14 protein-coding genes are annotated in these 17,333 nt (G+C 51.1%); 5 read left to right on the forward strand and 9 right to left on the reverse strand.

Annotated features, from left to right (window positions below; all coding sequences use genetic code 11):
* Positions 1 to 37 precede the first annotated feature (37 nt).
* The 3 genes from QUF18_RS08705 to QUF18_RS08715 all read right to left on the reverse strand — a co-directional run bounded on the left by QUF18_RS08705 (position 38) and on the right by QUF18_RS08715 (position 1,774).
* On the reverse strand, positions 38 to 916 hold the full coding sequence (locus tag QUF18_RS08705) for a 50S ribosomal protein L11 methyltransferase (RefSeq protein ID WP_289386657.1): 879 nt from the start codon (positions 914 to 916) through the stop codon (positions 38 to 40).
* 79 nt (positions 917 to 995) lie between these two features.
* The gene (locus tag QUF18_RS08710; protein WP_289386658.1) at positions 996 to 1,583 is read right to left on the reverse strand and encodes an SCO family protein; all 588 of its coding nucleotides are present in this window, start codon (positions 1,581 to 1,583) and stop codon (positions 996 to 998) included.
* Between the two features lie 11 nt (positions 1,584 to 1,594).
* Positions 1,595 to 1,774: a hypothetical protein gene (locus QUF18_RS08715; protein WP_289386659.1), complete on the reverse strand. Its 180-nt coding sequence runs from the start codon at positions 1,772 to 1,774 to the stop codon at positions 1,595 to 1,597.
* A 108-nt stretch (positions 1,775 to 1,882) separates the two neighbouring features.
* Here QUF18_RS08715 and QUF18_RS08720 point away from each other — a divergent pair, with 108 nt between their 5' ends.
* The 3 genes from QUF18_RS08720 (at position 1,883) to QUF18_RS08730 (ending at position 4,764) form a co-directional block, all read left to right on the forward strand.
* Positions 1,883 to 2,530, forward strand: coding sequence for a DapH/DapD/GlmU-related protein (locus tag QUF18_RS08720; RefSeq protein ID WP_289386660.1), 648 nt, complete (start codon positions 1,883 to 1,885; stop codon positions 2,528 to 2,530).
* 55 nt (positions 2,531 to 2,585) lie between these two features.
* Positions 2,586 to 3,083, forward strand: coding sequence for a CreA family protein (locus tag QUF18_RS08725; protein ID WP_289386661.1), 498 nt, complete (start codon positions 2,586 to 2,588; stop codon positions 3,081 to 3,083).
* Between the two features lie 316 nt (positions 3,084 to 3,399).
* Positions 3,400 to 4,764: an Nramp family divalent metal transporter gene (locus QUF18_RS08730; RefSeq protein ID WP_289386662.1), complete on the forward strand. Its 1,365-nt coding sequence runs from the start codon at positions 3,400 to 3,402 to the stop codon at positions 4,762 to 4,764.
* A gap of 60 nt (positions 4,765 to 4,824) precedes the next feature.
* Here the strand turns inward: QUF18_RS08730 and QUF18_RS08735 are convergent, their stop codons facing one another.
* The 3 genes from QUF18_RS08735 to QUF18_RS08745 form a co-directional block, all read right to left on the reverse strand.
* Entirely contained in the window at positions 4,825 to 6,201 is a 1,377-nt protein-coding gene (locus QUF18_RS08735) for a dicarboxylate/amino acid:cation symporter (RefSeq protein ID WP_289386663.1), read from the reverse strand.
* Between the two features lie 227 nt (positions 6,202 to 6,428).
* Positions 6,429 to 9,017, reverse strand: coding sequence for a UvrD-helicase domain-containing protein (locus QUF18_RS08740; RefSeq protein ID WP_289386664.1), 2,589 nt, complete (start codon positions 9,015 to 9,017; stop codon positions 6,429 to 6,431).
* A 119-nt stretch (positions 9,018 to 9,136) separates the two neighbouring features.
* On the reverse strand, positions 9,137 to 10,213 hold the full coding sequence (locus QUF18_RS08745) for a serine/threonine protein kinase (RefSeq protein WP_289386665.1): 1,077 nt from the start codon (positions 10,211 to 10,213) through the stop codon (positions 9,137 to 9,139).
* Positions 10,214 to 10,570: 357 nt separating this feature from the next.
* Here QUF18_RS08745 and QUF18_RS08750 point away from each other — a divergent pair, with 357 nt between their 5' ends.
* The gene (locus tag QUF18_RS08750; RefSeq protein ID WP_289386666.1) at positions 10,571 to 14,407 is read left to right on the forward strand and encodes an AsmA family protein; all 3,837 of its coding nucleotides are present in this window, start codon (positions 10,571 to 10,573) and stop codon (positions 14,405 to 14,407) included.
* 8 nt (positions 14,408 to 14,415) lie between these two features.
* On the opposite strand, the gene QUF18_RS08755 is transcribed toward QUF18_RS08750, so the two are convergent.
* From QUF18_RS08755 to QUF18_RS08765, 3 genes are all read right to left on the reverse strand, one after another.
* Positions 14,416 to 14,685 (reverse strand): ribbon-helix-helix domain-containing protein, encoded by a 270-nt coding sequence (locus QUF18_RS08755; protein WP_289386667.1) that lies wholly within the window; start codon positions 14,683 to 14,685, stop codon positions 14,416 to 14,418.
* The gene (locus QUF18_RS08760; RefSeq protein ID WP_289386668.1) at positions 14,682 to 14,891 is read right to left on the reverse strand and encodes a DUF4169 family protein; all 210 of its coding nucleotides are present in this window, start codon (positions 14,889 to 14,891) and stop codon (positions 14,682 to 14,684) included. The genes QUF18_RS08755 and QUF18_RS08760 overlap by 4 nt, the downstream gene beginning before the upstream one ends.
* Before the next feature lie 62 nt (positions 14,892 to 14,953).
* The gene (locus QUF18_RS08765; protein ID WP_289386669.1) at positions 14,954 to 15,553 is read right to left on the reverse strand and encodes an SspB family protein; all 600 of its coding nucleotides are present in this window, start codon (positions 15,551 to 15,553) and stop codon (positions 14,954 to 14,956) included.
* A gap of 493 nt (positions 15,554 to 16,046) precedes the next feature.
* Between QUF18_RS08765 and QUF18_RS08770 the strand changes: the two genes are divergently transcribed.
* Complete coding sequence (locus QUF18_RS08770; RefSeq protein WP_289386670.1) at positions 16,047 to 17,264, forward strand: multidrug effflux MFS transporter; 1,218 nt, start codon at positions 16,047 to 16,049, stop codon at positions 17,262 to 17,264.
* Positions 17,265 to 17,333 lie beyond the last annotated feature (69 nt).

A 17,333-nucleotide genomic window follows, 5' to 3' on the forward strand; every position in this document is an offset into this window, starting at 1 on the left:
TCTGGTCCTGAAAATTTCCCTCGAAGTCTGATTATAATCAGAGCTTTGGCTTGAGGTGAAGAGCAACCCAGCTTTCTTTGTAAATAGTTTTGTGATGTTCAATGCCTGCTGCTTCATAAGCCGCAAGAACACTGTCGCGCTGCGTTTCCAGAATGCCGGAAAGGATCAGCGAACCATTATCTTTCACATGGGTGCGCATCTCATTTGCCAGTTCAATCAGCGGATTGGCGAGGATATTAGCAACGATCAGGTCAAAAGGAGCGCGTGCCTGCATTGCCGGATCATCAAAGCCGGTGGCAGTGAGGGTGGAAACCCATTTATCGGCGCCATTCTTGACCACATTTTCCTGTGCAACCTCGACTGCAACAGGGTCAATATCAGTAGCCAGAACTGGAATATCGCGTAATTTAGCAACTGCAATGGCGAGAACCGCGCTGCCGGTGCCGAGGTCGAGCACATTCTTCGGCTCTTCAAGTGCTACCACCTCTTCGATCATTTCAAGGCAGCTGGCGGTGGTGCCGTGATGACCGGTACCAAAAGCAAGACCTGCATCAATTTCAATGCCGATATCGCCGTCTTGCAACTTGTCGCGGTCATGGGAACCATGAACGAAGAAGCGACCGGCGCGCACCGGCTTCAAGCCTTCAAGGGAGTGTAGCACCCAGTCAATATCAGGCAGCTCTTCGACGCCGATATCCTGCGGTGACAGGCCTAAACAAGCCGCCATGCGCGGCAGAGCAGAATCGGCACCGGCTTTGTCTTCCGTATAGAGCGAGATTTCATAAATCTGCTTGTCTTCATCAATTTCAGTATTGGCAAGCGGCATACCGTCTTCTTCAAATACCGGTTCCAGCAGATCAAAAATCTGCTCAGCCTGATCTTTGTCCCGTGTAAGGTATAAGCGGTACTGTGCCATGTCGGTTCTCTGAATTGGAGTTATAAAAAAACCCGCTTATCACGAAGCGGGTTTGATTGGGAGTGTTTATAATACCTGTTTATCCTGCTGCCAGACGTTTCAGCTTGGAAATTGCAGTTTCAGCCGGTTCGCCATAAGCGATGGTTGAACGCAGACGGCCGTTTTTGTCGAGAAGCAGAATGGATGCTGTGTGATCCATGGTGTAATTCTCACCATCTTCATCGACTTTCTTGGAATAAATATTATAGGCTTTCAGCATGGTGGCGATGTCTTTCGGATCGCCGGTAATGCCGGTAATGCGGTCAGAAACATTGGTAATGTATTTCTGAATATATTCCGGTGTGTCGCGCTCCGGATCAACCGTAACCATGTAGCCGCGAATGGCCTCACCCTCAGGGCCGAGCTGTTTCAGCCAGCTGTCAAGGTCGAACAGGGTGGTGGGGCAAACAACCGGACAATGGGTGTAGCCGAAGAAGACCGCAGAAGGATTGCCGCGCAGTGACTGGTCGGTGATTTCCTTGCCATTCATAGCAACCAGCTTAAATGCGCCGCCATAGGCACTTTCTTCACCGGAAGCCATTTGTTTGTCGCGATAGGCCTGAAAGCCGACAATGCCGATGGTAAAAGCGGCCACGAACAGCACCAGAACGGGAAGATATTTGCGCATAGATTAGTTCCTCAGAAGCACCATGAAACACCATCCATCAGCATGGTCATGAATATGGTGTCGCTGTAATTCATCCAGCCAGCAAACAAAGCACCTGCAATCAGTGCGCAGATCAGCACTGTTCCGGTAATCCAGAGCAATTTTCTGTTGTCTTGCCTGTCGGCCTGTCTGTCAGCGGTCGTCATAATCATGTTATAACGCGGACTGATCTGTTTGGCAAAGGCTGTCTGAGTGGTTTTTTCATCTTTAATGAAATTTCAGAAAATTTTGAAATTAAATATGTGCAGGAATGAAGTGCTATGACCGGAGATGTTTTGGAGTTCTCACGCGATGCGCAGCCGAAAATTCATCCAAGCTCACAGCTGAAATCGGTTAAACTCGGTAAATATACTGAAGTCGGCGAGCGCGTGATCCTGCGCGACGTGCAGATCGGCAATTTTACTTATCTGGAGCGTAACGGTGAGGGAATTTATGCCGAGATCGGGCATTTCTGCTCTATCGCTTCGAATGTGCGGATTAATGCGCTTGAGCATCCGATGCAGCGCCTGATCATGCATAAAATGACCTATCGGCCGAATGAATATTTCCGCAATATCGGTGTGGATATGGATTACCGCGCGCATCGCTCTTCCCGACGGGTGACGATTGGGAATGATGTGTGGATCGGTCATGGTGCGGTGATTTTGCCCGGCGTGAGCGTTGGCACAGGTGCGGTGATCGGTGCAAATGCCGTGGTTTCGAAAGACGTGCCGCCTTATATGATTGTTGCAGGTGTGCCTGCGAAAACTATACGCCCGCGTTTTGATGAAAAGACGGTTGAGCGTTTGTTGCAAAGTGTGTGGTGGGATTGGCCGGTGGAACTGATTTACAAAGCGCTGCCGGATATACAGACCATGGAAATCAATGCGTTTCTGGATAAGTGGCTGCCACTGGCAGAGGACGTATAAGGCGCTTATATTTAGACTTGCACTTTGTTTCTGATCCCGAAAACAGGAGATGTTGATGAAACGCTTTCTGACTGTCGCTGCTCTGGGTACTGGTCTGGTCTTGTCTGCTCTAGCAGGCAGTGTGCAAGCTGAAGAGGTCGGAAAAGTCGGCGTTGACTGGCTTGGCAATGATATTGTGATTGATGCTGTGCCTGATCCGAAAGTGCAGGGCGTGACCTGTCATCTGGCCTCATTCTCGCGCGGGATGATTGATCGCTTGCAAAAAGGCAATTGGTTTGAAGACCCGTCCAATGCTTCGATTTCCTGTGAGCAGACAGGACCCATTACCATCGGGGATATTAAATTAGGCAAGGGTGGTGAGCGGGTATTTTCCGAGCGCACCAGTCTGATCTGGAAGAAACTGGTGATTACCCGTGTCTATGATCAGAAAAATAATACGCTGGTTTATCTGGCACATGCCTCACAGGTGCAGGATGGTTCTGCCAAAACATCCCTCTCTACTGTACCGCTCTATCGCGGTGATGTGATGTGGGAAAAGGGCAAGCCCCAATAATATGTTTATGAGAAAATGCCGGTTCTGACCGGCATTTTTTATGCCTGCTTTAGAGCGACCTTTAAAACCAGAGCATAATCTTACGTTACAGCGGTTCCAGTTAGGAGTGAACCGTTGGAACCGCTGTAACTATTTGTTTTTACGCATTATCCGACGCAAAACCGCTTCGCACTTTTGCTGGAAATGCTTTAGATTGATCCAGACTTAAGGTGAGGTTGCGCTCTGCGTGGCCAGAATTTTCACTTGACGGAAATTAAAATCAAGCGCCTAGTTGCAAATGAATTGCATTATCAACTATTGCGACAAAGATATTTTTATGAAAACAGATGAGTTTATTTTAGCAGAACGTGCGGAGAAATCCGGAGGCTGGCGACAGCAGGCCGTAGCGAAATCGCTGGCCGAGGTGAACGGATCAATTGCGGTTCCGAGCCATGGTAGCCGCTGGAGAAAACTGATGGCCTTTACAGGCCCCGGTTATCTGGTGGCCGTGGGCTATATGGATCCTGGTAACTGGGCGACATCCATCGCCGGTGGTTCAAAATTCGGCTATACGCTGCTGGTTGTGGCGCTGGTTTCTAATATTATGGCGATCGTGCTGCAATCACTGTGTACCCGACTGGCCGTGGCGACAGGGCGTGATCTGGCGCAGGCTTGCCGCGATGCTTATTCACCGGCAATGTCGTGGTTCCTGTGGATTGGTGCAGAAATTGCGATTTGTGCCACTGACCTTGCGGAGGTGATCGGTACGGCGATTGCCCTTAATCTGCTGTTCGGTATGCCGCTTGAAATTGGTGTTTTGCTCACAGCTTTGGATGTCTTTGTTGTGCTCTATATGCAGAGCAAGGGTTTTCGCTGGATTGAGGCCTATGTTCTGGTTTTGCTCGGCATTATTGCAGTGTGTTTTCTAATGCAGATTGTGCTGGCCGATCCGGAATGGGGCGCAGTCATCCGCGGTTTCGCACCGACGACCGAAATCATAACCAATCCGGAAATGCTCTATCTGTCACTGGGTATTATGGGGGCAACCGTGATGCCGCATAATCTTTATCTGCATTCCGGCATTGTGCAGACGCGTAAATATGGCAGCAACCTAGAGGAAAAACGCGAGGCGATTACTTATTCCACATGGGATTCTACCATTGCGCTGATGCTGGCGCTGGCCGTCAATGCCTCTATTCTTATTCTGGCTGCTGCGACTTTTCACAAGGTTGGCCGCACGGATGTGGTGGAGATTGAACAGGCCGAAGCGCTGATCGCGCCGCTGCTTGGCAGTACACTTGCACCAATCCTGTTTGGCGTGGCCTTGCTCTGTGCGGGGCTGAACTCGACGGTGACGGCAACACTGGCTGGTCAGATCGTGATGGAAGGCTTCATCAATTTCCGTATTCGCCCATGGGTCAGGCGGATGATAACGCGCGGACTGGCAATTATACCGGCGATTATAGTGACGATGCTGTACGGGAATAAAGGGACAGCTAATTTGCTGATCCTCAGTCAGGTTGTGTTGAGCCTGCAACTGCCTTTTGCGATTGTACCGCTGATTATGTTCACGTCAGACCGAAAGAAGATGGGGGCTTTGCGCTCGCCTCTATGGCTGACAGCCAGTGCATGGCTGGTGGCGCTGATCGTGATCTTCCTGAACCTGAAGCTGATTTATGATGTGGCAACGGGAGCGGCCTGATAACCGCGTAATAAAAAAGCCGGAGGGAAACTCCGGCTTTTTTGTTTGATGTTTTTGGTTTTAAGCTGCAACGCCTTGTGCTGTCAGATGTGACGGATCGATATCATCGATGTTCTTTTCGCTGTTATAGACAGCCTCATCAAGAATACCTTCACGCTTGGCTACAACTGCCGGTACCAGTGCCTGACCGGCAACATTGACCGCGGTGCGACCCATATCAAGAATCGGGTCAATCGCCAGTAGCAGACCAACGCCTTCAAGCGGCAGGCCGAGGGTGGAGAGGGTGAGGGTGAGCATGACCACCGCGCCGGTCAGACCGGCTGTGGCTGCGGAACCCAGCACCGAGACAAAGGCGATCAACACATATTCCTGAGGCCCGAGCGGCAGACCGAAATACTGCGCGATAAAGATAGCCGAGATTGCCGGATAAATAGCGGCACAACCGTCCATTTTAGTCGTGGCACCGAGCGGTACAGCAAAGGCTGCATATTCGCGTGGCACGCCGAGATTGCGTTCGGTCACAGCTTCTGTCACCGGCAGGGTGCCAACGGATGAGCGGGACACGAAAGCCAGCTGAATTGCAGGCCATGCGCCGGCAAAGAAGCGCGATGGTTTCAGGCCATGCATCAGCAGGATGACCGGATAGACCACGAACAATACGATTGCCAGACCGATATAGACGGCAGCGGCATACCAGCTGAGCTGAACCAGTGTTTCCCAACCATATTGGGCAACTGCGCGACCAAGCAGACCGATAGTGCCGAGCGGGGTGAGGCGGATAACCCACCACAGAATTTTACGTACCACCACCAGCAAAGACTGGTTAAAGGCAAGGAATGGCTTCGCAGCATCACCGGCTTTCAGCGCGGCTACACCAAAGGCGATGGCAACAACGAGAATTTGCAATACGTTGAAGTTCAGCGAAGTCGTGGCGGCATCTTTGCCCAGCTTGGTGCTGGCTTCAAGGCCGAGCATATTCGCAGGCACTAAGCCTTTGAGGAAGTCGAGCCATGAACCGGAAGAGGCAGGTGCCTTGGCGGCTTCTGCCAGCACGCCGGAACCAATGCCCGGCTGAATAATCAGGCCGAGTGCAATACCGATCAGCACGGCGATAAAGGATGTAATCGCAAACCATAGCAGAGTCTGCCAGACCAGCTTGGCGGCATTGTTAAGCGCGGCCAGATTGGCAATGGAAGCTACAATTGCGGTGAATACCAGCGGAGGTACAAGCGCACGCAGCATCTGCACGAAGATCGAACCGATCGTTTGCAGCGTGACAGACAACCAGTTGGCATTGCCGTTAATATCAGGCCCCATATTGCGGGCGATGAGGCCGAGCAGCAGACCGATAACCATTGCGGTCAATACCTGAAAGCCGAAATTCAGGTAGAGTGGTTTGGCCTGCGCAGAAGATTTTTTCACATGAGCGTCGGACATGGATTTTTCTTTCAAAACAAGTGAAGCGAAGGGGCAAATTTGCTCCTTCGCTTATTGAATTGAAATTTACCGGAGTTTTACGCCGTCGTTAAGCAACACTTTGCTGCAAATACGAAGTGATTTATGATGCTATGCTTCCATACAGTGAAATATTAGAAAATAATTTCCATATCTTGTAAGTGGTGGATTTTTATCCTGCATGGAGACTCTGTGGGATGGGGTGCAGCTCATACAGGGCTGACAAAACTATCAATGACGCGCTTTTGTCCGGCATGGTCAAAATCAATCGTCAGCTTGTTGCCGTCAATCGACGCGACATTACCGTTGCCGAATTTCATATGGAAAACACGGTCACCGACTTTAAACGCAGATGCGGTTGAGGAAACGGATTTTGCGACCAGTTCGCCGTCAATCACTTTGCCTTTGACTGAACCGCGACCGGCACCGAAGCCGGAATCCGCTTCGCCATAGCCGATACGTTCAACATTGGAGCCCGAGCGCGAGCCCCAATTGTTGCGTGTCGCATCGGAGCGGTTTTGTTGTGCGCGTTGCCAGCCCGGAGTGGAATAGGAATTGGCAAACGGATCGCCGCGCCCCACATTATCAAAACGGGACTGACCATAGCCGCCGCCATAGGAGCTATCCGATTCCGCAATATCCACATGCTCTTCCGGTAGTTCTTCCAAGAAGCGCGACGGGATAGTGGTCTGCCACATGCCGTGAATACGACGGTTGGACACAAACCAGATATGCAGGTTTTTCTTAGCGCGTGTTACACCGACATAAGCGAGACGGCGCTCTTCTTCCAGCCCCGAACGACCGCCTTCATCCAGCGCACGCTGATGCGGAAACAATCCTTCTTCCCAGCCGGGTAGGAAAACTGTCTTGAATTCAAGACCTTTCGCAGAATGCAGCGTCATAATATTGACGGCATCCATATTCTCATTTTTCTCGGTATCCATGACCAGAGCCACATGCTCGAGAAAACCGCGCAAGGATTCATAGTCTTCCATAGAGCGGATCAGTTCTTTAAGGTTTTCCAGACGACCGGGTGCCTCGGCGGAACGATCATTCTGCCACATTGCCGTATAACCGGATTCATCGAGAATAATCTCTGCCAGTTCTGTATGGGATTTATTATCAATCAGTCCCTGCCAGCGCTGGAAATTCTCCACCACTTCCCGCAAGGCAGAGCGGGCTTTGGGCTTCAGCTCTTCCGTTGCAATCAGGTCTTCTGCCGCCAGCAGCATCGGAATATTTCTTGCCCGCGCATAATCATGCACCAGACGCAGGCTGGCTTCACCCAAGCCGCGTTTCGGCGTGTTGACGATACGTTCAAAAGCCAGATCATCGGCAGGCTGGGCAACCACACGGAAATAGGCCATCGCATCGCGGATTTCCTGCCGCTCATAGAAACGCGGGCCACCGATAACGCGGTAGTTCAAGCCGAGTGTGACGAAACGGTCTTCAAATTCACGCATCTGGAAGGAAGCGCGCACCAGAATAGCGATATCATTGAGCAAATGCCCCTGACGCTGTGCCTGTTCGATTTCTTCACCAACTGCACGGGCTTCTTCTTCCGAATCCCAAGCGGCGTGAACATGCACCTTCTCGTCATCTTCACTCGCTGCTTGCGCAAGCAAAGTTTTGCCAAAGCGCCCTTCATTATGCGCAATCAGATAGGATGCTGCGCCCAGAATATGCGGTGTGGAGCGATAGTTGCGCTCAAGACGGATAATTGTTGCGCCCGGAAAATCCTTGTCAAAGCGCAGGATGTTGTCGACTTCAGCCCCGCGCCAGCCATAAATCGACTGATCGTCATCGCCTACACAACAGATGTTAATTTTTGCACTCACGCCGAGTTCGCTGCGCTCACTGGCTCCGTGAGGGCCTCGCATAGGCTCGGGCGACCAGTCGGTCGCGTTGGGAGTATTCTTCGTTTGCGCTGGTGATGATTGTGTACTCGGTCTCTGCGCCAGCAATCGCAGCCACATATATTGTGCGGTGTTGGTATCCTGATACTCATCCACCAAAATATAACGGAATTTCGCGTGATATTCGCGCAGGATATCCGGATAATTACGGAAAATACGGATCGGGTGCAGCAACAGATCGCCAAAATCACAGGCATTCAGTGTTTTCAAGCGCTCCTGATAGGCATGATAAAGCTCACGCCCTTTGCCATTGGCAAAAGCACGCGCATCACCCTCGGAAATATCGGAAGGGCCATAGCCTTTATTCTTCCAGCCATCGATCATCATTGAGAAGGAGCGCGGCGTCCAGCGTTTGTCATCCAACCCTTCAGCCTGAATAAGCTGCTTGAGCAGGCGGATCACATCATCCGTATCAAGAATAGTAAAATCAGAGCGCAGTCCTGCCAGTTCCGCATGACGACGCAGAATTTTAACGCCGATCGAGTGGAATGTGCCGAGCCATGGCATGCCTTCAACCGCGCCGCCAACCAGATGGCCGATACGCTCTTTCATCTCGCGTGCGGCTTTATTGGTAAAGGTAACTGCGAGAATCTGGCTCGGAAATGCGAGATTTTGCTGAATAATATGAGCAATACGCGTGGTCAGAACACGGGTTTTGCCTGTCCCTGCGCCAGCCAGAACCAGAACCGGTCCTTCTGTCGTCTCAACGGCCTGTCGCTGCTCGGGGTTTAGTCCTTGCAGATAGTCTGGTTCGCCACGCTGCTGGTTACGCGCCTGCATGGCACGCGCAGCAATGCCCGCCTTTGGGCCAGCTTGCGGTGTAGGTGTGGCCGGTACATCCGGCTCCCCGAAGAAGGGAATATCATCTGGAAAATCTGACATGGTTCCGAATGTAATGATTCTTAAGCGAAACGCCATAGACCAGAACAAATAAAGTACCTGTATTTTAGGCAGGTACTTTATTCAGGTCGTTTTCAGGAAATTACGGGATAGAAACGAAGCTATTCCATCTGTGTAATGCGGCGGTCTGTGAAATTGAGGCGATGAGCGGCCAGTGCTTCCACCAGTGCGCGCATTTCCGGCTCACGCAGCAACAATTCATCCAGCTCGGTCATCTGGTTCATGGCGACAAGGCGCAGAATATCCTCGCGAACAGAACCATCCGCACGACGCGGCAAATGCGCGACGGGCTGAAGCAGCTCAACTTTATAACCTTTAAGACGTGCGCGCAGCGATTTTTCATCGGCATTGAGTGTTTCAACAAAAGCGTAAATCCCCACACCTTTGGCAGGGAGCGAATAGAGGCTCAGGGAAACATCTTTCACACGCGGGTCAGATTTCAATGCTGAAATAATCGCCGGACCTTCATTATCAATACGGTCGCCGGTGCCTTCACCATCAGACCAGTTGAAGATGCCACGGGTGATAAAATTATAGGCTTTTTTACCTGTGGCCAGCCAGATACGTGACGGCAAAGAGCGGCGGGCCAGAATACGTTTTTCCGTTGGGGTCATCAAATCCGGCGCAAAATTGCGCTTCTGTTTGATGAGATGGCGGAAATCTTCATAGGCCATCAGGCGGTAATAGGCGCCACGACGGCGATGGACAGAGGCCAGCTGGAAGTCGATTACAGCGGCTTCACCTTCCGGTGTCATCAGCCAGTTCTGCGGCTTTTGCAGATCATTATGAGTCACACCCATGCGGCGCATATCGCGCAAGATACGGTGTGCCGACAAATACCATTCCCGGTGGGAAGGACGCGCCAGATGCAACGGCGTGCCATCTGTCCAGGTGCGGAACAAACCATCTTTATCGGTTGCAAGCAGTTGCGGCGTGCCTTTGATGCCGCGCACTTTTTTCAGGCCACGGATTTCACGGCGTGCCAGCCACCAGGCCAGCGGGCTTGACCACCACGGCGCTGCGCTGACAACGCGGCGGATAATGCGGGTTTCCGGTTCGCCTTCAAAATAGCCGGCGCGGGTTTCCGAGAAAATGTCCCGTTTAAAAACAGCAGTCTCATAGAAAGCCGGAATGGTTTCCATGAGTTGGGTATCGGTCTCGGATGTTGAATAATTCATGATAATGTCACAGATATAAAGTCAATTGAGTGATGAGCCTTTGCTGCCCGAAGAGCAGAAAAACAAAATGATATTGGCTGTTATATGACACCTGTAAAGATTAGCGCGCGGCGGATCAAGTCATGTGATGGTCTTTGGTAATTTGTTTCAAGCTTGTGGACAGGTGTGCTCAGGCTTTTCAGATGTGAAAATACCTTGGTGCAGCAGGCTTTGTGCCGCTATGGTGCGCACTGAAATGTGATTCACTGCCAGCTGCTTTGCAGCTGTTTTAAGAGTGGCTGCAAGGCAGCTTTGTTGATTAATGGCTGCAAAGCAGCATGTTTGGATATATGGCTGCAAAGCAGCCGGAGTAAGACTTTGGGGCGTTTGTTCGTTGTAATTGGTGGTTTGCTGGTTCTGGTGCTGACTTTGGCGCTGGTTGTGCCGCCATTTATCGACTGGACAGGGTATCGTGACCGTTTTGAGCAGGAAGCCAGCCGTATTTTAGGCCGCCCTGTTCATGTTAATGGTACCGCTACAGCGCGCCTTTTACCCTTTCCATCGGTAACATTCTCTGATGTGCGCGTTGAAGGCGAAGATGGCCGCAAAGCGCTGACCATGGCACAGTTCTCCATGGATGCAGAACTGATGCCGTTTTTGCGCGGTGAAATCCTGATATTTGATATGCGGATGGAAAAGCCGCATCTGTTTGCCGGGCTCGATGCACAGGGCAAGCTGAACTGGACATTGCCTGAAAACAGCAATCTTGCCGGATCAAAAGTCCGCATTGAAAAACTGGCGCTGCGCGACGGACAAATTACACTGCAAGACGGTATGCGTGGCCGCCAACAAGAATTGCAGAATATCAATGCGACACTGTCGGCTGATAGTCTGGCAGGGCCTTGGCGGATTAATGGTCGCTTGCAGGCCGATGGTCAGCCCTTCGGTTTTGAAATCAATACGGGTGAGAAAAAAACAGATAGTCCTCTGCGTTTGCGCATTGGTTTGCAGCCGGCCAATCTGGCCTTGTCACTTGAGACTGAAGGCGATGTAACCATTGCCGATGGTCAGCCGCTCTATAAAGGCCAGTTTTCCTTTCTGACCTTGAGCGATGACGAGCGCAAAAAGCAAGGCAATACACCGGCTGTCATGCTGGATAAGCTGCGCCTGACCGGAAAGTTCGAAGCACAAAACAGCGGCTTCAATATTGAAGAATTCCGTATGGAGCAGGGTGAGGCCGATGCGCCCTATGTGATTAATGGCAAGGCGCAGCTTGATCTGGCAGATAATCCGCACTTTATGATTAGTGCGGATGGCCAGCAGGTTTATCTGGACGGGATGAAACCTGATGTCAGCGTGAAAGATGACAAGGCTGCGTCAGCGCAACCGGTCATGTCCTTCCGTGAGAAAGTCGATTTTTTTCAGGCAATGCTGGAGCGTATTCCGGTGCCGGATATTCCGGGCAAAATTGATCTGCGTTTGCCAGCCATTGTCGCCAGCGGCACAACAATCCGCTCTGTGATTATCCGTGCAGAACCGGATAAAGGTGCGTGGAATATCAGCCAGTTGCAAGCCGATCTTCCGGGGCGCACCCAGATTGAAGCCAAAGGCAAATTGCAGCTCGGATCGGATTTTGGCTTCCAGGGGAACTTCTTGTTGGCTTCTCGCCAGCCTGCCGGATTTGCTGCATGGTTGTCCGGCGAGAGTGGTAAACCTGCGCTAGCACAGGTGCCAGCCGCTGGTTTCTCCGGAAAGATCAATCTGAATAATGATGCTCAGAAGATTGATGATCTGGAAATTGTGCTTGGTGAAACAGTGCTGAATGGCAGTTTTGAACGCAGCAGCGGCGAAAAACGCGCAACTTCCTCTGTGCTGAATATTCAGGGCAAGGCGCTGGATGCCGGTACGATGCAGTTGCTGAGTGGATTGTTTTTACGTGAAGGTGACCTGTCAGCGCTTGCCGGTGAAAATCTGACCGTTAATCTCAAAGCAGGACCGGTTAAATTTGCCGAGCTGGAAGCCGAGCAGCTTGATATGGCGTTTCGCCTGAGCAATGGCAAGCTTGATTTTGATCGCTTGCTGATCAGTGGTCTGGAAGGCGCAACAATCACTGCGACCGGATCATTGCGACCGTTTGATAATTCGGTGAATGCCAATCTTGATGCGACAATTCTGGCCGATGATCTCAGCCCTGTGTTGCGTCAGCTCAATGCCAGTTTTCCGCGTGAACCCTTGATCTCGGCACTTGCTGCCCGTGCCGCATCCTATCCTGATTTGTTTTCCGGTACCAAACTCGACCTGCTGGTCAATGCCGTTAATCTGTTTGCCGATGGTGACGCAGCAGAGCAATCCGCTGAAGCTGACGCAAAACAAGTACCTGCAAAGGCGGAGAACGCACGCGGCAATCGGGTTAAATCCGGTGGGAAAGTGACTGATGCCGCAAAGAGCGATATTGCCGAGTTTTCCTTTAGTCTCAATGGGCAAAGTGGGGCGCTGATCCTCTCCGTCGCGGGCTCGTCGAAGGGGACTTTGACCGGCGCTGAGCCGATGCAGCTCTCTCTGACGGCCAATGCGAAAGCGGATTCCGGTGAAGCGGCGCTGGCATTGCTTGGATTGCCGGTTGTGCCGCTGGGGCTGATGGGCGAAGCGGAACTGAATTTGCAGGCGCAAGGCGCGCCTGTTGCCGGTATGAAAACGGCGCTGGAAATCAGTGGCGATGATGGCAATGCACGTCTTGATGGTGTGATTACGTTGACCGGCGATGAGTTGACAGCCAGCGGTAAAGCCGTACTCAAAAGTGATGATCTCGAACCGTTTCTGGCAACAGCAGGCTATGCTTTGCCTTTTGGGCGCGGCTTTGGCGCAGGATTGCCGGTGGATATTACCAGCGATTTTCAATTCGGGAAAAACATTGTCCGACTGCCGAATTTGCAGGGTAAACTAGATGATGAGACGGTGACTGCCAGACTGGACGGATCACTCAGCGATCAGGCTGTAGCGCAATTGCGTGGTGAGATTAAGCTGGAACGCTTTGATCTGGTCGCATTATTCGCAGGAATGACCGGTCTGCCGCTTACAGATATTTCATCGGCGAATAGCAAAAACTGGTCGCAAATGTCTTTTGGTAAGAGAAGTAATCTGCCGATCGGGTTAGATCTGAAAATGACTGCCACAGCGGCAGCGCTGACGGATACGCTGGCTTTAACTGACTTCTCTGCCCGCCTTGCTAAAAATGATCAGCAATTACAAGTCAGTGAGCTTGGTGGTCAATGGGCTAACGGCAAATTATCGGGCAAGATAGAGCTGAATAATGCCAATGGAACTGTGCTGGTGAATGGCGATTTGCGCCTGTCCGGTGCTGACATGGCCGCACTCTATCAGCCTGAAAACACGCAGGCACCATTGCGCGGTGAAAGCGATATCAAACTGGACTTTGCCGGTAGTGGTAAGTCTATGGCTGATCTCGTGCATTCATTGGCGGGAGAAGGGGCTCTGACAGTTGACAATCCGGTAATTGCCGGATTGAATATTGCGGCAATGCCGGAGATTTTACGCCAATCTGATGAATTATCAGGTGCAAGCAAAGCGTCGGTTGAACCCAAACAAGCAGAAGCCGAGCGCTCCAAACTATCGCACGCTCTGACGCAAAACGGCCAGATGAGCGCCAATTCGTTGCAGGCGTCGTTGTCGCTTGCCGGTGGTATTCTCCGTGCGCCGTCGGTCAAAATTGAGAGCGATACAGCGGTTTTGCGTAATGATATTCAGTTCGATTTTAACCGTTTTATTTGGGGTGGTTCCGGTGCGCTCGATATGGTGCTGCCGCAGCATGAGCGCAATGATGTGGCACCGCAAGTGCAGTTCACTCTGGCGGGTACGTGGAACCAGCCGCAAGTCCGGTTTGACTATCAGCCGATGGTGCAGTTTTTAACACAGCGCAGTTTGCTGCGTGAGCAGTTGCGCGTAGAGGCTGTACAGGCTCTGATTATTGAAAAACAGCGTTTAAAGCGCGAGGCTGATTATTATATTGCCCGTGCAGAAGCACGCAAGCGTCAGCGTATCGAGGCTGAGGAAGCGGTGCGCAGACGTGCCGAGGAGGCTGCAGGTTCAGGAACGGTTCTGCCGCAGCAGCTGCCGAGACAACCAAACAGCACGCCTGACTTCAAGCCAAATCTTGATGAGTTTTTGCAGACGCTGCCGGAAACAACAATCCAATAAGCAGCTGCTTATTGGCCGGCTTTGCCGAGTACCCAATCCAGCGCGTAAAGGCGCAGGCTGGAAGAGAGATTGTTGTTGCGATCACGTTCATCGTCAATCATCGCGATGAGTGAAGCCAGAGACTGGCTGTTTTGTGCGGCGATTTCTACGATAATATCGTAAAAAGCATCTTCCAGTGAAAAACTGGTGGCATGGCCATGCAAGGTAATGGAGTGTTTGCGCAGACGTGCCTTGCTGCGGGCAAGAGTGCTGGCAAGAGGAGCGGATTTTTCGCTCATTCTGTTTCAGCTTCTGATGAGCCGGTGTTGCGCGGCTCCAGTTTGTTTTGCTCCAAAAATCTCTCATCTTTTTCAGACTGAGTTTTGTCGAAGCTCTTTTCTGCTTTGGTGCGTCCGAACAGGACGCGATTGGCGCTGGCTTCAACTTCTTTGGAAGCGCGTGCTTTGCGTTTTTTGAATTGTTTGAGATTGATAATGTCACTCATGACTATGCCTCTCAAAAAGCAACAATGATGCATTCCGGCACGAGCCGGAATGCGGAAATTCTTTATTTTTTGCGGAAAGCATCAAGGGAAACAACATCGGCTGAAGGCTTCGGCGCTTCTTCTTCTGTTTCTGTCACTTCCGTGTTGTCTTCTTTACCGGCAGATTTGCTGCGGTCAGCTTTTTTGGCTGGTTTTTTCGCAGGTTTGGCCGGAGTTTCAGCCTCATCCGCAGTAGCATCGTCTTGCGGACGCAACTCGGACACAATTTCAAGATTTTCAGTGTCGTTGTCGCCGGTAGGCAAAGCAATGGACACATCAAATTCCAGCTCGAAATTCACTGACGGATCGTAGAAACCGCGAATAGCCGAGAACGGGATAACCAGTTTTTCAGCGATTTCGCCGAAAGACAAACCAACTTCAAAAAGCTGCTCGGTCACCACCAGATCCCAATACTGGTGCTGCATAACAATTGTCATCTGTTCAGGATATTTTTCCTTCAGACGAGATGAAATACGGACGCCCGGTGCTTCGGTCAGAAAGGTGATGAAGAAGTGGTGATTGCCCGGCAGACCTGCCTTGTTCACTTCCATAAGCACTTTGCGGATAACGCCGCGAAGCGCATCCTGAGCAAGAATGTCGTAACGGATAAGATCCTGAACCATTAAATCCTTATCCCGCGGATTCGAGGAGAGTTGTCATAAATGTTGTCTAAGGCAGCATTGCCGTATGATCAATCGATAATCAACAATGGCTCGCCGTCCAAAACAGCATCATCTGATGCATTGGTACAACAGCTTTTGTCTTTTGTGTGAAAAAAGCGCTGCATCACTGTCTCATTTATCAATATACCGCTGTAATGAAAGGTGAAAGTGATTTTTAAAATTATTACTTCATCTAACAAAACCTCAGGAGCGGTTTCAGTTCACGCCGAACCGTTTAAACCGCTATAACTTGTTCTTTTTACTAGTATTTATCCGGATATATGCGTCACATTTATCGGAATGCGTTCTGGTGTTTTTTAGCGTTTAAATTGCTGAAATTACGGTTGACCATTTGATGCACCGTCACTATTTTCGCACTCCCTTCAGGCCGGAATAATAGCTGCCACGCAGAGGCAGAGCTGTAATCTATCGGCCATTCTGAAAGTTTATAAATATGTCTGTTCATTTGTTACGCACTGCATTGGTGCTGGGCTTTATTTCGGCTATCGGGCCGTTTGCTATTGATATGTATCTGCCGGCATTGCCTGCGATTGCCAAAGATTTGTCCGCCAATGAAGCCGCAGTGCAGATGAGCCTGATGGTTTTCTTTCTGGCGACTGCGCTGATGCAGATGTTCTGCGGGCCATTCTCCGATATTTATGGCCGTAAATTGCCGCTCTATTTGGGGCTTGTACTGTTTGCTGGCGGAAGTATCGGATCGGCGCTGGCGACCAATATTGAAATGCTGATTTTCTTCCGCTTTGTGCAGGGTATCGGCGCCAGTGCGGGTATGGTCGTGCCGCGTGCAATTGTGCGCGATCTTTATACCGGAGCGGATGCTGCCCGATTGATGTCGATGCTGATGCTGGTTTTCTCGATCTCGCCAATTCTCGCACCGCTGACCGGTAGCTTTATCATTGATGATTTCGGCTGGCGCGGTGTGTTCTGGGCGGTGTTGCTGGCTGCTATTCTTGGCCTCGCGCTGGTGTGCTTTGCACAGGAAGAAACACGTCCGGTTGAAAAGCGGATTTCCGGCGGGGTAGGGCGCGCGTTGCGTGGTTATGCTCTTCTGATCCGCGACGGTAAATTTATCGGGCTGACTTGCATCGGCGGTTTTTGCATGGCGGCATTTTTTGTCTATCTCGCTAATTCGTCCTTTATCTTCATGGATAAATACAGCCTGACCCCGCGTGAATATTCACTGGTTTTCTCTCTGAACGCGATCTCCTTTTTCGGGGCGTCGCAGTTCAACGGTATGCTGGCCAGCCGCTTTGGCCTCAACCGTTTGGTGGCCTATGCGGTCACGGGTTATCTGGTGACGATGATAATTATGGTGCTGGCCGCTATGGTTATTTCCCAAAGCCTGTGGCTGGTGATGACGTTTTTATTCATCGGTAATGCATTTCTCGGGTTGGTTTTGCCGGGTACAAGCGTTTTGGCACTGGACGATCATGGTGAGATTGCCGGCACAGCGGCTGCATTGCTCGGAACTTTGCAATTATTGGTCGCAGCAGCAGCGATGGGACTTAGCTCCTTCATCATGAATGGCAATGTTTTGCCGATGCTGGTGGCTATTGCTTTGTGTGGTTTCTGCGCTTGGGTTCTGACCTATCTGACAATTATACGGCGCGGCTTGAAGAAACCTGCATCGCCTGAGACAATTATCCGATAATTCATTGGCACAATAAAATAAGGCATCGGAAAATCCGGTGCCTTTTTCATATGCAGGTATAGAAGATAG

Source organism: Pseudochrobactrum kiredjianiae, from assembly GCF_030362795.1.
In the GTDB taxonomy this organism is placed as follows: domain Bacteria; phylum Pseudomonadota; class Alphaproteobacteria; order Rhizobiales; family Rhizobiaceae; genus Pseudochrobactrum; species Pseudochrobactrum kiredjianiae.

What these genes read in the sequence shown, in the direction of transcription:
- QUF18_RS08705 (WP_289386657.1), bottom strand. Translation starts at nt 916, where the DNA reads ATGGCACAGTACCGCTTATACCTTACACGGGACAAAGATCAGGCTGAG.
- QUF18_RS08710 (WP_289386658.1), bottom strand. Translation starts at nt 1,583, where the DNA reads ATGCGCAAATATCTTCCCGTTCTGGTGCTGTTCGTGGCCGCTTTTACC.
- QUF18_RS08715 (WP_289386659.1), bottom strand. Translation starts at nt 1,774, where the DNA reads ATGATTATGACGACCGCTGACAGACAGGCCGACAGGCAAGACAACAGA.
- QUF18_RS08720 (WP_289386660.1), top strand. Translation starts at nt 1,883, where the DNA reads ATGACCGGAGATGTTTTGGAGTTCTCACGCGATGCGCAGCCGAAAATT.
- QUF18_RS08725 (WP_289386661.1), top strand. Translation starts at nt 2,586, where the DNA reads ATGAAACGCTTTCTGACTGTCGCTGCTCTGGGTACTGGTCTGGTCTTG.
- QUF18_RS08730 (WP_289386662.1), top strand. Translation starts at nt 3,400, where the DNA reads ATGAAAACAGATGAGTTTATTTTAGCAGAACGTGCGGAGAAATCCGGA.
- QUF18_RS08735 (WP_289386663.1), bottom strand. Translation starts at nt 6,201, where the DNA reads ATGTCCGACGCTCATGTGAAAAAATCTTCTGCGCAGGCCAAACCACTC.
- QUF18_RS08740 (WP_289386664.1), bottom strand. Translation starts at nt 9,017, where the DNA reads ATGTCAGATTTTCCAGATGATATTCCCTTCTTCGGGGAGCCGGATGTA.
- QUF18_RS08745 (WP_289386665.1), bottom strand. Translation starts at nt 10,213, where the DNA reads ATGAATTATTCAACATCCGAGACCGATACCCAACTCATGGAAACCATT.
- QUF18_RS08755 (WP_289386667.1), bottom strand. Translation starts at nt 14,685, where the DNA reads ATGAGCGAAAAATCCGCTCCTCTTGCCAGCACTCTTGCCCGCAGCAAG.
- QUF18_RS08760 (WP_289386668.1), bottom strand. Translation starts at nt 14,891, where the DNA reads ATGAGTGACATTATCAATCTCAAACAATTCAAAAAACGCAAAGCACGC.
- QUF18_RS08765 (WP_289386669.1), bottom strand. Translation starts at nt 15,553, where the DNA reads ATGGTTCAGGATCTTATCCGTTACGACATTCTTGCTCAGGATGCGCTT.
- QUF18_RS08770 (WP_289386670.1), top strand. Translation starts at nt 16,047, where the DNA reads ATGTCTGTTCATTTGTTACGCACTGCATTGGTGCTGGGCTTTATTTCG.